This window comes from Pseudomonas sp. LRF_L74, from assembly GCF_965644255.1.
Classification (GTDB): Bacteria; Pseudomonadota; Gammaproteobacteria; order Pseudomonadales; family Pseudomonadaceae; genus Aquipseudomonas.
This window is the reverse complement of sequence record NZ_CBFFRH010000001.1, coordinates 450,672-462,156: the sequence shown is the minus strand read 5'-3', so window position 1 is coordinate 462,156 and position 11,485 is coordinate 450,672. Positions and strand designations below refer to the sequence as shown.

Genomic DNA, 11,485 nt, shown 5'->3' with positions numbered 1-11,485 from the left:
GTCACCCCCCGACTGAACAGATTTCGAGAAGGCCTGCGCGTGCGCAGGCGCTTCGATCAGTGCTGCAGGATCTTCGCCAGGAACTGCTGGGCGCGCTCCGAACGGGCATTGACGTCACCGAAGAACTCTTCCTTCGGGCAGTCCTCGACGATCTTGCCGGCGTCCATGAAGATCACCCGGTCGGCGACCTTGCGCGCGAAGCCCATCTCGTGGGTCACGCACATCATGGTCATGCCTTCGTGGGCCAGTTGCACCATGACGTCGAGCACCTCGTTGACCATCTCCGGGTCGAGCGCCGAGGTCGGTTCGTCGAACAGCATCACCACCGGGTCCATCGCCAGGGCGCGGGCGATGGCCACGCGCTGCTGCTGGCCGCCGGAAAGCTGGCCGGGGTGCTTGTGCGCATGCTCCTTGAGGCCGACGCGCTCGAGCAGGGCCAGGCCCTTCTTGGTCGCTTCTGCCTTGCTGCGGCCGAGTACCTTGACCTGGGCGATGGTCAGGTTCTCGGTGATCGACAGGTGCGGAAACAGCTCGAAGTGCTGGAACACCATGCCGACCCGTGAGCGCAGCTTGGGCAGGTTGGTCTTCTTGTCGGCGATGGAGGTGCCGTCGACCACGATGTCGCCCTGCTGGAACGGCTCCAGGGCATTCACGCACTTGATCAGGGTCGACTTGCCCGAGCCCGACGGCCCGCACACCACCACCACTTCGCCCTTCTTCACCTCGGTGCTGCAGTCGGTCAGCACCTGGAAGTTTCCGTACCACTTGTTCACTTTGTCGATGGAAATCATACGGCTAACCTTTTCTGCAGGAGCTTGACCAGCCGCGAGGCGGTGAAGCTGACGATGAAGTAGACGAGACCGGCGAAGATCAGGAATTCATGGGGGCTGCCGATGATATCGCCGCGCGAGCGGGCGGTATTGAGGAAGTCCATGAGGCCGACGGTGTAGACCAGCGAGGTGTCCTGGAACAGGATGATGCTCTGTTGCAGCAGCAGCGGGGTCATCTTGCGGAACGCCTGGGGCAGGATGATCAGGCGCATGGTCTGGCCGTAGCTCATGCCCAGGGCCTGGGCCGCGCCCATCTGCCCGCGCGGGATGGCCTGGATGCCGGCGCGCACGATCTCGCAGAAGTACGCCGCCTCGAACATGATGAACGCCACCAGGCATGAGGTGAACGCACCGACCGGGGTGTCCTGGCCGGTGATCCAGCGCAGGAGGTAGGGCACCGCCAGGTAGAACCAGATGATAACCAGCAGCAGCGGGATCGAGCGGAAGTAGTTGACGTAGGTGGCGGCGATCTTCGACAGCACGGCGTTGTGCGACATGCGCATCAATGCCAGCAGGGTGCCGAGCACCACGCCGCCGAGCACGCCGAGGACGGTGATCTGCAAGGTCACCAGCATGCCTTCCCAGAGGCTGGGCAGAGCGGGGACGATCTGACTGAAGTCCATCACTTGCCTCCCACGGAAATCAGGCCGGGCACGGCGACCTTACGCTCGATCAGACGCATGATCAGCATCAGGCTCATGTTCAGGGTGAAGTAGATCAGCGTGGCCAGGGTGAAGGCTTCGAACAGGTTGGCGCTGAACTCGGCGGTCTGCTTGGTCTGTGCCAGCAATTCCATGAGGCCGATCAGCGACGCCACCGAGGAGTTCTTGAAGATGTTGAGGAACTCGCTGGTCAGCGGCGGGATGATGATCCGGTAGGCCTGGGGCAGCAGCACGTTGCTGTAGATCTGCGGCAGGCGCAAACCCATGGCGTAGGCGGCCGAAGTCTGGCCTTTCGGCAGGGCCTCGATGCCGGTGCGCACCTGCTCGCAGACGCGGGCGGCGGTGAACAGGCCGAGGCAGATGACCACGCTGATATAGGCCGAGGCCTGCGGGCTGAGTTCCTGGAAGAACCAGGTGTTCAGGCGCTCGGGCAGCAGGTCCGGCACCAGGTAGTACCAGAGGAACAACTGCACCAGCAGCGGTACGTTGCGGAAGATTTCCACATAGGCGGTGGCGATGCCCGGCAGCCAGCGGCCTGGCAGGGTACGCATCACGCCGAGCAGCGAACCCAGGGCGAAGGCGATGATCCAGCCGACCAGGGCGATGGCGATGGTCCAGCCCAGGCCGGAGATGAACCAGTCCAGGTAGATTTCGCTGCCGATGCCGGTGGACTTGAAGTAGATACTCCAGTCCCAGTTGTAATCCATGAGGGTTTCCCCTTGAAGGAAAGCCGGGAGCGCCTGTCCGGCGAACGGCCCGCGACGGGCTCCCGAGAGAAAAGATGGGAGGCGTTGCCCCCCGGTTTCCCCGCAGCCGCCGCACCTTGTGGGTGCGGCGGCTGGGTCACCTCAAAGCTGCTCGGCAGACTTGTCGGTGGGGCTGGCGATCAGCTTCTTCAGTTGCTCGCTCATGGGGAAATTCAGGTTCAGCCCTTTCGGCGGTACCGGCTGCTGGAACCACTTGTCGTAGATGCCGTTGATCTCGCCGGAAGCGAAGGTGGCGCTGATCGCCTTGTCGACCACCGCCTTGAACGCCGGGTCACCCTTGCGCACCATGCAGCCGTAGATCTCGAACGACTGCGGCGTGCCGACCACGTGCCAGTCGTCGGGCTTCTTGGCCTTGGCCATTTCGCCGGCGAGCAGCGCGTCGTCCATCATGAAGGCCACGGCGCGGTTGGATTCGAGCATCAGGAACGACTCGCCATGGTCCTTGGCGGAAATCACGTTCATGCCCAACTGCTTCTCGGCGTTCATCGCCTTGAGCAGGCGCTCGGAGGTGGTGCCGGCGGTGGTCACCACGTTCTTGCCCTTGAGGTCGGCGAAGTCGTTGATGCCCGAGGTCTTCTTGGTCAGCAGACGGGTGCCGACCTCGAAGATGCCGACGGAGAAGTCGACCTGGCGCTGGCGCTCGACGTTGTTGGTGGTGGAGCCGCACTCGATGTCGACGGTGCCGTTCTGCACCAGCGGGATGCGGGTCTGCGAGGTGACCAGGTTGTAGCGAACCTTGAGGTCCGGTGCATCGAGTTCCTTCTTCAGCGCCTCGACCACTTTCAACTGCAGGTCATGGGAGTAGCCGATCGGCTGGGTGGCGCTGTCGCCGTAGTAGGAGAAGGGGATGGACGAGTCGCGGTGACCGAGGGTGACGGTGCCGCTGTCCTTGATTTTCTTCAGGGTGCCGGTCAGTTCGGCGGCCAGTGCTGGAGTGGAAACCAGTGCCGCAGTCACGGCGACGGCCAGGATACGTGGGACGAGACGCATGAGTCGATTCCTCTGCTTGTTGTTGTCATCGCGAGCGTGGAGTGCTTGCAGCTGTCTTCGACAAGGGTAGAGCAGGTTACGTGCCAGTGTTTTTGCAGAGGTTTTTTAAATGGTTATCTATATGAAATAAAAGGATATTTTGGTTTTTAAGATTGTGCGGGAGAGCTGTCGGTGTTCGGAGGGCCGACTGTTCAAGAGCAGGGCGTTCGGAAAACCGAACGAGTGCTGGGGGGATCGATGGCAGGTATGAGGCAGGAGCGGACGTTCTACGAACGCCCGACCCACCTTGACCGTCATTCCCGCCTTCGCGGGAATGACGGCTAAACAAAACCAGTAAGGTCCGCTCCCGCCTCAATCCGGCCGCTGTCCTACAGCTGCATGACGATCCGCCCTTCGATCTTGCCGGCGCGCATCTGCTCGAACACCTGGTTGATGTTGTCCAGCGTGTCGGTGTGGATGGTCGCCTTGACCAGCCCTTCGCCAGCGAAGTCCAACGCCTCCTGCAGATCGGCGCGGGTGCCGACGATGGAACCGGTGATGCTGATGGCGCGCAGTACCACGTCGAAGATCGGCGTCGGGAAATCACCCGGCGGCAGGCCATTGAGCGCCACGGTGCCGCCGCGACGGGCCATGCCGATGGCCTGGCCGAAGGCGCTGTTGGACACGGCGGTGACCAGCACGCCATGCGCGCCGCCGATTTCTTTCTGCAGCACGGCGGCCGGGTCTTCGTTACGGGCGTTGACGGTCAGGCTGGCGCCGAGTTTCTTCGCCAGCTCCAGCTTCTTGTCGTCGACATCGATGGCCGCCACATGCAGGCCCATGGCCTTGGCATATTGCACGGCGACGTGGCCGAGCCCGCCGATACCGGAGATCGCCACCCACTGCCCCGGCCGCGCGCCGGTGACCTTGAGCCCTTTGTAGACGGTCACGCCGGCACAGAGGATTGGTGCGATCTCGGTGAATTCGACGTTCTTCGGTAGCAGGCCGACATAGTTTGGATCGGCCAGCACGTATTCGGCGTAGCCACCGTTGATCGAGTAGCCAGTGTTCTGCTGGCCTTCACAGAGCGTTTCCCAGCCCGTCAGGCAGTGTTCGCAACAACCGCAGGCGGTATACAGCCAGGGCACGCCGACCCGGTCGCCTTCCTTGATCCGGGTCACGCCGCTGCCGACGGCCGCCACGTAGCCAACGCCTTCGTGGCCGGGAATGAACGGCAGGCTCGGCTTCACCGGCCAGTCGCCTTCGGCGGCGTGCAGGTCGGTATGGCAGACGCCGGAGGCCTCGATCTTCACCAGAATCTGCCCTTGGCCGGGCAATGGCACTTTCACTTCCTCGATGCGCAGGGGTTCGCCGAAGGTATGGACGACGGCGGCTTTCATGGTCTTTTGCATGGTGAAACCCTCGTTCTAGACAGGTTCTTCAAACCCTAAACGGATATCCTTGGCATTTCATTGACCTGAAGTCGTAGGTTGGTTGGACTTTAGTAGTAGGGCATTGTTCTTTCGGACGAGCAGCGCGGATTGTCGGCTCCTTGAAACACCCCCACCCTACTTCGGTATACTCGCCGGTCCCGCAAGCCACGCATCCGTCGTGGCTTGTTGATTTTCGGCATGCGCCCGGCGAAATGGGCGCTCCCATCGAGGTAGGACGATGAGTGCATTGGTTGGCGTGATCATGGGTTCCAAGTCGGATTGGAGCACCTTGAGTCACACCGTCGACATGCTGGACAAGCTCGGCATTCCCAACGAAGTGCAGGTGGTCTCCGCCCACCGCACCCCGGACTTGCTGTTCCAGTACGCCGAGCAGGCCGAGGGCCGTGGTATCCAGGTGATCATCGCGGGTGCCGGCGGTGCCGCGCACCTGCCCGGCATGTGCGCCGCCAAGACTCACCTGCCGGTACTTGGCGTGCCGGTGCAATCGTCCATGCTGTCGGGTGTCGACTCGCTGCTGTCCATCGTGCAGATGCCGGCCGGCGTGCCCGTGGCGACCCTGGCCATCGGCAAGGCCGGTGCGATCAACGCCGCTCTGCTGGCCGCCAGCATCCTCGGCCACCAACACCCGCAGTTGCATGCCGCGCTGAAGAAATTCCGTGACGAACAGACCCAAACCGTTCTCGACAACCCTGATCCCCGTGAGATCTGAGCGATGAAAATCGGCGTCATCGGTGGCGGCCAGCTCGGCCGCATGCTGGCCCTGGCGGGTACTCCGCTGGGTATGGGCTTCGCCTTCCTTGATCCGGCGCCGGATGCCTGCGCCCAGGCCCTTGGCGAGCACATCCGTGCCGACTATGGCGACCAGGATCACCTGCGCCAGCTGGCCGATGAAGTCGACCTGGTGACCTTCGAGTTCGAAAGCGTACCGGCCGAGACCGTGGCCTTCCTCGCGCAGTTCGTGCCGGTCTATCCGAGTGCAGAGGCCTTGCGCATCGCCCGCGACCGTTGGTTCGAGAAGTCGATGTTCCGTGACCTGGGCATCCCGACCCCGGCATTCGCCGACATCCAGTCCCAGGCCGATCTCGACGCCGCCGTGGCCCGCATCGGCCTGCCGGCCGTGATGAAGACCCGTACCCTGGGCTACGACGGCAAGGGCCAGAAGGTCCTGCGCCAGGCCGAGGATGTGGCGGGCGCCTTCGCCGAACTGGGCAGTGTGCCGTGCATCCTCGAAGGCTTCGTGCCGTTCACCGGCGAGGTGTCGCTGGTCGCCGTGCGCGGTCGCGATGGCGAGACGCGCTTCTACCCGCTGGTGCACAACACCCACGTCGGCGGTGTGCTCGAACTGTCGATTGCCAGCAGCGCGCATCCGTTGCAGGCACTGGCCGAGGACTACGTCGGCCGGGTGCTGAGCAAGCTCGACTACGTCGGCGTGCTGGCCTTCGAATTCTTCGAGGTCGATGGTGGCCTCAAGGCCAACGAAATCGCCCCGCGCGTGCACAACTCCGGGCACTGGACCATCGAGGGCGCCGAGTGCAGCCAGTTCGAGAACCACCTGCGCGCCGTGGCCGGGCTGCCGTTGGGCTCGACCGCCAAGGTCGGCGAGAGCGCGATGCTCAACTTCCTCGGCGAGGTGCCGGCGGTGGACAAGGTGATCGCCATCGACGACTGCCACCTGCATCACTACGGAAAGGCCTTCAAGGCCGGACGCAAGGTCGGCCACGCCACCCTGCGCTGCAAGGATCGCGTGACCCTCGATGCTCGCATCGCCGACGTGCAGGCGTTGATCAAAGGCTGAACCTGTAGCGCTTCGCTACGGTCTGAACAAGGCGCGCCCTGATGGCGCGCCTTTTTCAATTTCCAGGAGTACGCCCCATGGGCATTATCGGCACCATCATCATCGGTTTCATCGTCGGCCTGATCGCCCGCTTCCTCAAGCCGGGCGACGACAGCATGGGCTGGATCATGACCATCCTGCTCGGCATCGGCGGCTCGCTGGCGGCCACCTACGGCGGCCAGGCACTGGGTATCTACCAGGCGGGCGAGGGCGCTGGCTTCATCGGTGCCGTGGTTGGCGCGGTGATCCTGCTGGTGATCTGGGGACTGGTCAGCAAGAAGAGCTGACTGCGCAAGCACCTCTAATCAGAAGCGCCGAAGGCTGATGGCCCAGTCTTCGGCGCTTTTGTTCTTCAGGCGCGGTAGATGAGTTGCATGGCCTGGCGAGCCATGTTGACCACGGCCCTGCCCAGCAGGTCGAGCACCCAGCGTAGAAACGCCGTTGTGATGTCCGCCGTCGAGGGGACCGCCCGGCCCAGGAAGTTGAAGATCTTGGCGATCAGCGCGCGCAGCGAATCGCTGATGTCCTTGCAGAGCTGGGCGCCCTGCACGAGGAGGCTGGCAACCTGGTCGAGGACGGTCATGCCGACCGTGATCACGCTGCCGACGATGACATTGGCCGCCTTCTTCAGCAGGTATTGCATGGCCCTGGATATCATCCACAACGTCGCCGCCGAGAACATGGTGCTGCCGTAGCTGGCGCTTTCCAGCCAGAGCTCGATGTCTCCTGCCAAGGGTGGCTCCGGGTTGCGATACAGGCCGGCCCAGGAGGTGTTGCCGATCGCTGGCAGGTATTGGGTCATGCGATGGGCGTTGCCGCTGATCAGGGCGCCTTTCCAGGGAATCATGCAGATATTGCCATCGACGGGCACATGCTGGAACGGGAAGATCGGCACCATGCTCACCGGGTCGGCGCTGTGGAAGACCCGGTAGATATTCTTGCTACCCAGCTTCTGGCTCAGGTGGCGGGAAAAACCGGCCACGCCCACACGCGGCGAACCGAAGGTGTAAAGCTTGATGCCCGCCACGCCCAGCTCGCTGAGGTGATCGGCCGCCAGGGTCGCCAGGGCACCGCCCAGGCTGTGGCCGACACAGTGCACGGTGCTTGGGTTGCGCCCGCGCATGAACGAGTCCAGTTCGCCGCGCAGGGAGTTGAAGGTTTCGTTGAAGCCGGCATGCACGGGCCAGGTGCTCGGGCCGCGTTGCAAGCCTGCGTTGAGGTCGGTCAGCACGTCCGCGCCGCTATCGGTTCCGCGAAACGCCAGCAGCATTTCTCCCTGGCGGCCGCCCACGCCATTGAGGGCATAGGCGAAACCGGTCTTGGTGCGGATGAGGGCGCCACTGGTGCCGTTGGCGACCTTCAGGTCGGAGAAGTCGAACGAGTTGGCCAGTCCCAGGCGAGCGGCTTCATCCGCGACGCCATCCATCGAGGACATGACGGCATCTTTGATGGAGTAGACATGGGTGGCAAGCTGGGCTGATTGCTTGGGGCTCAGGGGGTTCACAACCGGGTCCTTCTGGTTCGTTGGGGAAAGTCACTGCAGGACGCAGATTCCAAAGGTTTCCGTTTCCGGGTGAGCGACCGGTTCGTCGTTCAGCTCACAGGTGAACGTCAGCGCGCGGCCTTTTACCTCGCCCTGATCGTCATAGTTGTGCTTGGTGAAGACCCAGCCCTTGTGCACCTTGCCCTGGTAGCGCAGGGTGATGCGCTGGCCAACGACCGGCTCGTGCGGAATGAAGCCGGCAGTCAGCGATTTGGCGGTGACCGCCGGGAAGTGGAAACGCCCGTCGGCGGTCGTCTTCACGTTGTTCTTGCGATGTTCGTTCTTCCAGTGCCAGTGATACTCCTGCTCGATCTCGACACCTTCGACGGGTTGTCCACCGAGCAATACGGTGCCCTGCACTTCGGAAAACAGATAAAGCGTCTTGGCCATGGCAGGCTCCTGTATGAATAGTCCGAGCAGAAGCAGTGCACAGCATGAGAGGGCTTTGCGCAGGTGCATGCGGGCCTTGTGCGCCGAGGGCTGCTCTGGGTGGGGGAGGTTTCCGGTCGTCTGGCTCATTGTTCTTCTCCTGGCTGGCCGAAGCGTTGGCCCCGGCTCACCGGCAAGCCCGCAGACGAGCCCGGGCTGTGCCGCTTGACCGTCGTGGCCGTGCCGGGTGCACGTGCCCTTGGTATCCATTCCTCGCATGGCATGCCCCTGGGCCAGTGGCCCGATCGCCAGCATGCTGCTCGGCAAGAGTTTTCGTTTCACGCCCGTTCCTGGCTCGACTCATGAGAGGTGGTGCAGTATAGCGAGGCTGTCCGAGAGGAATTTTGCGCACGTTCGCACCCTGGCTGATTCGCTTCCGCGCCCGTTTGACCTGCTCATGCGCAGAAGTTCGCTCGCTCATGAGCGATAGAATTCCTGCCGGGCGGGGCTGGGAAGCGCGTCGGCCGCTCGCTAAGCTATGCGCCGTTTTCCCAGCCCCTTCTCGAGTGCCGCCGTTCATGCGCTTCTTTCCGCTCTTCCCCCTGCTGCTATGCAGCGCCCTGGCTTTCGCCCGTGCCGAACTGCCGGAAACCGATTGGCTGGAGCTGATGCCGCCTGCCGATCGCAAGGCGCTGGAGCAGATGCCGGAGATCAGCCATGACACGCCGGAGGCCAATGGCACCTTCACCAACAAGAACGGCGGCCTGAAGCAGACCGACAAGAAACTGCCCGAGGTGATGTACTCGGCCAAGACCGTGAAGTCGCTGGATGGCAAGAAGCTGCGCCTGGGTGGTTATCCGGTGCCGCTGGAGACCGATGCCAAGGGCCGCGCGACCCTGTTCTTCCTGGTGCCGTATCCGGGCGCCTGCATCCATGTGCCGCCGCCACCGCCGAACCAGATCGTCCTGGTGCGCTACCCCAAGGGTATTCGCCTCGACGATATCTACGCACCGATCTGGGTCGAAGGCCCGCTGAAGATCGAGCAGGTCAGCAACGACCTGGCCGATGCCGCCTATGCCATCGATGCGGGCATGGTCAGGCTGGTCGAGGATGCGGATCTATAAGGCCACAGCCTTCCTGTGCAGCCTCACGATCTGCTGCGCGTCGGCCAAACAAGGTTGAAAGCGACCTCGGAATGCTCATTTACAGCTCGTAAACTCTGCTTCCTCGGCCACTTTCGCCCCTGTTTTGCTCTAGCTCGCGAGATCGTGAACAGGTTCTAAGCCCTCTCGCTCGACAGCGTCAATTCCAGCGTATGCCGCTGCCCCGGCGCCAGGCTGATGCAGTCGTCCCAGACGTTGGCGGTCTCGATGCAGAGCATGCGCTGCCAGGCGTCGTCGGCGAAGGCGGAAAGGCGCTTGGCCTTGTCGACCCAGGGGTTCCACACCACCGCCGAGCGCGAGCCGCTGGCGTCCAGGTGCAGGGTGCGCTGCCAATCGCGATCGTGAATGCTCAGGCGTGACGGTGTGTCGAGGTAGATGCGGTCGGTCTCGCCCGCGAAGTGCACGGCTCCGTCCTGGCGGCGTTCCTGCCAGTCGTCCAGGGTTTCGATATAGCGCGTGCCGTGCAGGCCGCTGACGCTGACCGCGTGAATATCGCTGACCGCGAAATAGGTGTGCAGCGCCTGGCTCAGCACCACCGGCTGCGCCCCGAGGTTACGGCTGGTGAGGCTCAGGTGCAGGTGCTCGTCCAGGCGGATGTCCAGCTGCAGCTCGACGTCGTGGGGCCAGCCCGGCAGCGGGGTTTCCAGGTTGTCGAAGAGAAAGCTCAGCTTGACCCCGTCGGCGCGGCTGTCGACGCCGTGCAGTTGCCAGTCCAGGTTGCGCACGCCACCGTGGGCAGGCGCCGCCTCGACAGCGGCATGCATCGCCTGCACCGCCTGCGGGTTGCGCTTGAGGTCACCGAACCAGGGCCAGCACACCGGCACGCCACCGCGTACCGACTGGCCGCGCGCATAGATGGCTTCCTCGCTGAGCCAGATCAACGGCGGCTCGCCGGCGCGCTGATAACGCAGCACCTGCGCGCCTTGCTGGGCGACCAGCAACTCGGTATCGCCACGCTGTACACGCCAGCAGACCAGTTCGCCGAGTTCGACGCGCTCAACCTGCGGCTGGCGGGATTCAGTGTTCATTGCAACGCTCCTTGGCATATGGCAGAGCCAGCTTCGTCCTGCTGGCGTGATGGGAGTTCCCGGTCAGGAGGGCACAGGCGGTGTATGCGGCAAACTACGACCGTCGCCACTCCCGCGAAGGCGGGACAGCGGCTCCATCGCTGAACAGCGCTTGCGCCGGCCCGGAGGGGAGTAATCCAAAAGAGGTTCGCGCCTTCGCGGGCGTGACGGTAAACCGAAACGTCCTGCCCGTCGCCGTTACCTATCGATACGCTTCAGCGGCGTGGTACCGGACGGGTGCGGCCGCTGCCGTCGATGGCAACGAAAACGAACACCGCTTCGGTGACTTTACGCCACTCGCTGGACAGCGGATCGTCGCTCCAGACCTCGACCAGCATCTGGATCGAGCTGCGGCCGATCTCCAGGGTCTGGGTATAGAAGGAAAGCTGGGCGCCGACCGGCACCGGCACCAGGAAGGCCATGCGATCGATAGCCACGGTCGCCACGCGGCCACCGGCTATCTTGCTGGCCATGGCAGTGCCGGCGATGTCCATCTGCGAGACCAGCCAGCCGCCGTAGATATCGCCGAAACCGTTGGTTTCCCGGGGCAGCGCGACGATCTGCAGGGCAAGGTCGCCCTGCGGGATGGGGTCTTCCTGTTCAAGCTCGATCATGGGTAGGCCTTGAGTTCTTATCGTTGAAAAATTCTGCACAGCTTTCGTTGCAAGCAAAACCTGTGCACAAATTTTCAGCGAAACGGCCTGGCGCGGGCGCCAGTATATCGGTCGTCAATAGCGGCGACGACCGGCCAGGCCTTATTTGTCGTGCAATACGGCGCATTTTGCTATCGTGCTGCCGCTTTTTTCGCTTTTTCCCTCCAAGAAGAA

Annotated in this window: 13 protein-coding genes; 4 read left to right on the top strand and 9 right to left on the bottom strand. The window is 63.2% G+C overall.

The window, feature by feature from the left end:
* Positions 1 to 56: 56 nt before the first annotated feature.
* The 5 genes from ACSZPK_RS02190 to adhP form a co-directional block, all read right to left on the bottom strand.
* On the bottom strand, positions 57 to 791 hold the full coding sequence (locus ACSZPK_RS02190) for an amino acid ABC transporter ATP-binding protein (RefSeq protein ID WP_437879752.1): 735 nt from the start codon (positions 789 to 791) through the stop codon (positions 57 to 59).
* Entirely contained in the window at positions 788 to 1,456 is a 669-nt protein-coding gene (locus tag ACSZPK_RS02185) for an amino acid ABC transporter permease (RefSeq protein WP_437879751.1), read from the bottom strand. The genes ACSZPK_RS02190 and ACSZPK_RS02185 overlap by 4 nt, the downstream gene beginning before the upstream one ends.
* Positions 1,453 to 2,199, bottom strand: coding sequence for an amino acid ABC transporter permease (locus ACSZPK_RS02180; protein WP_437879750.1), 747 nt, complete (start codon positions 2,197 to 2,199; stop codon positions 1,453 to 1,455). Before ACSZPK_RS02180 ends, ACSZPK_RS02185 begins: the two co-directional genes overlap by 4 nt.
* Positions 2,200 to 2,340: 141 nt before the next feature.
* Entirely contained in the window at positions 2,341 to 3,249 is a 909-nt protein-coding gene (locus ACSZPK_RS02175) for a glutamate/aspartate ABC transporter substrate-binding protein (protein ID WP_437879749.1), read from the bottom strand.
* A gap of 368 nt (positions 3,250 to 3,617) precedes the next feature.
* Positions 3,618 to 4,640: an alcohol dehydrogenase AdhP gene (adhP, locus tag ACSZPK_RS02170; RefSeq protein ID WP_437879748.1), complete on the bottom strand. Its 1,023-nt coding sequence runs from the start codon at positions 4,638 to 4,640 to the stop codon at positions 3,618 to 3,620.
* Positions 4,641 to 4,899: 259 nt separating this feature from the next.
* Here adhP and purE point away from each other — a divergent pair, with 259 nt between their 5' ends.
* The 3 genes from purE (at position 4,900) to ACSZPK_RS02155 (ending at position 6,803) form a co-directional block, all read left to right on the top strand.
* Positions 4,900 to 5,391: a 5-(carboxyamino)imidazole ribonucleotide mutase gene (gene purE, locus ACSZPK_RS02165; RefSeq protein WP_437879747.1), complete on the top strand. Its 492-nt coding sequence runs from the start codon at positions 4,900 to 4,902 to the stop codon at positions 5,389 to 5,391.
* A 3-nt stretch (positions 5,392 to 5,394) separates the two neighbouring features.
* Positions 5,395 to 6,477 (top strand): 5-(carboxyamino)imidazole ribonucleotide synthase, encoded by a 1,083-nt coding sequence (locus ACSZPK_RS02160; RefSeq protein ID WP_437879746.1) that lies wholly within the window; start codon positions 5,395 to 5,397, stop codon positions 6,475 to 6,477.
* Positions 6,478 to 6,554: 77 nt separating this feature from the next.
* Positions 6,555 to 6,803, top strand: coding sequence for a GlsB/YeaQ/YmgE family stress response membrane protein (locus ACSZPK_RS02155; RefSeq protein ID WP_437879745.1), 249 nt, complete (start codon positions 6,555 to 6,557; stop codon positions 6,801 to 6,803).
* 65 nt (positions 6,804 to 6,868) lie between these two features.
* On the opposite strand, the gene ACSZPK_RS02150 is transcribed toward ACSZPK_RS02155, so the two are convergent.
* Positions 6,869 to 8,020 (bottom strand): lipase family protein, encoded by a 1,152-nt coding sequence (locus ACSZPK_RS02150; protein ID WP_437879744.1) that lies wholly within the window; start codon positions 8,018 to 8,020, stop codon positions 6,869 to 6,871.
* A 30-nt stretch (positions 8,021 to 8,050) separates the two neighbouring features.
* Entirely contained in the window at positions 8,051 to 8,449 is a 399-nt protein-coding gene (locus tag ACSZPK_RS02145; RefSeq protein WP_437879743.1) for a DUF6795 domain-containing protein, read from the bottom strand.
* A 557-nt stretch (positions 8,450 to 9,006) separates the two neighbouring features.
* Between ACSZPK_RS02145 and ACSZPK_RS02140 the strand changes: the two genes are divergently transcribed.
* Positions 9,007 to 9,552 (top strand): DUF3299 domain-containing protein, encoded by a 546-nt coding sequence (locus ACSZPK_RS02140; protein ID WP_437879742.1) that lies wholly within the window; start codon positions 9,007 to 9,009, stop codon positions 9,550 to 9,552.
* Positions 9,553 to 9,707: 155 nt separating this feature from the next.
* On the opposite strand, the gene ACSZPK_RS02135 is transcribed toward ACSZPK_RS02140, so the two are convergent.
* Entirely contained in the window at positions 9,708 to 10,619 is a 912-nt protein-coding gene (locus ACSZPK_RS02135; RefSeq protein ID WP_437879741.1) for a D-hexose-6-phosphate mutarotase, read from the bottom strand.
* 254 nt (positions 10,620 to 10,873) lie between these two features.
* Entirely contained in the window at positions 10,874 to 11,272 is a 399-nt protein-coding gene (locus ACSZPK_RS02130; RefSeq protein WP_437879740.1) for an acyl-CoA thioesterase, read from the bottom strand.
* Positions 11,273 to 11,485 lie beyond the last annotated feature (213 nt).

Bases quoted from the DNA above. Each gene is read 5' to 3' on its own strand.
- ACSZPK_RS02175 (WP_437879749.1), bottom strand. From the start codon at position 3,249: ATGCGTCTCGTCCCACGTATCCTGGCCGTCGCCGTGACTGCGGCACTG.
- ACSZPK_RS02160 (WP_437879746.1), top strand. From the start codon at position 5,395: ATGAAAATCGGCGTCATCGGTGGCGGCCAGCTCGGCCGCATGCTGGCC.
- ACSZPK_RS02190 (WP_437879752.1), bottom strand. From the start codon at position 791: ATGATTTCCATCGACAAAGTGAACAAGTGGTACGGAAACTTCCAGGTG.
- ACSZPK_RS02180 (WP_437879750.1), bottom strand. From the start codon at position 2,199: ATGGATTACAACTGGGACTGGAGTATCTACTTCAAGTCCACCGGCATC.
- ACSZPK_RS02140 (WP_437879742.1), top strand. From the start codon at position 9,007: ATGCGCTTCTTTCCGCTCTTCCCCCTGCTGCTATGCAGCGCCCTGGCT.
- adhP (WP_437879748.1), bottom strand. From the start codon at position 4,640: ATGCAAAAGACCATGAAAGCCGCCGTCGTCCATACCTTCGGCGAACCC.
- ACSZPK_RS02155 (WP_437879745.1), top strand. From the start codon at position 6,555: ATGGGCATTATCGGCACCATCATCATCGGTTTCATCGTCGGCCTGATC.
- ACSZPK_RS02130 (WP_437879740.1), bottom strand. From the start codon at position 11,272: ATGATCGAGCTTGAACAGGAAGACCCCATCCCGCAGGGCGACCTTGCC.
- ACSZPK_RS02145 (WP_437879743.1), bottom strand. From the start codon at position 8,449: ATGGCCAAGACGCTTTATCTGTTTTCCGAAGTGCAGGGCACCGTATTG.
- purE (WP_437879747.1), top strand. From the start codon at position 4,900: ATGAGTGCATTGGTTGGCGTGATCATGGGTTCCAAGTCGGATTGGAGC.
- ACSZPK_RS02135 (WP_437879741.1), bottom strand. From the start codon at position 10,619: ATGAACACTGAATCCCGCCAGCCGCAGGTTGAGCGCGTCGAACTCGGC.